Origin of the sequence: Mesorhizobium sp. M2E.F.Ca.ET.209.01.1.1 (assembly GCF_004010375.2) — a bacterium.
GTDB lineage: Bacteria > Pseudomonadota > Alphaproteobacteria > Rhizobiales > Rhizobiaceae > Mesorhizobium.
The window spans coordinates 1-313 of sequence record NZ_SADP02000878.1 but is presented as its reverse complement, the minus strand read 5'-3'; the positions used below and the strand labels follow the sequence as shown (position 1 = coordinate 313).

The 313-nt window shown below is 68.4% G+C and carries 1 protein-coding gene; it reads right to left on the bottom strand.

The features are described 5' to 3' along the window. Positions 1 to 313 (bottom strand): SDR family NAD(P)-dependent oxidoreductase (locus tag EN852_RS38310; protein WP_135879869.1); only part of this gene is annotated, 313 nt, incomplete at both ends.

Sequence of the window (313 nt, the reverse complement as noted above, 5' to 3'; positions counted from 1 at the left end):
GCGATTTGCCGAAGCCGACGCAGGCATGCTTCATGGTGACATAGCCCGCCGCCGCCGGCCCGGCGAACAGGCCGGCGATCGAAGCGACGACGACGATGTTGCCCTTGCGGGCAATGAGATCGGGCAGGCATTCGCGGGCGCAGACGAAAGCGGTGTCGAGATTGGTGCGCGTTGCCAGCGCCCAGGTCTCGTCGCTCATCGTCACCGTCGGGCCGACACCGTGGCCGCCGGCATTGGCGACAAGGATATCGACCGGGCCGATCTTGTTGTGCACCTCGGCAAGGGCGGCGCGCACCGCGCTGGCATCGGCGGC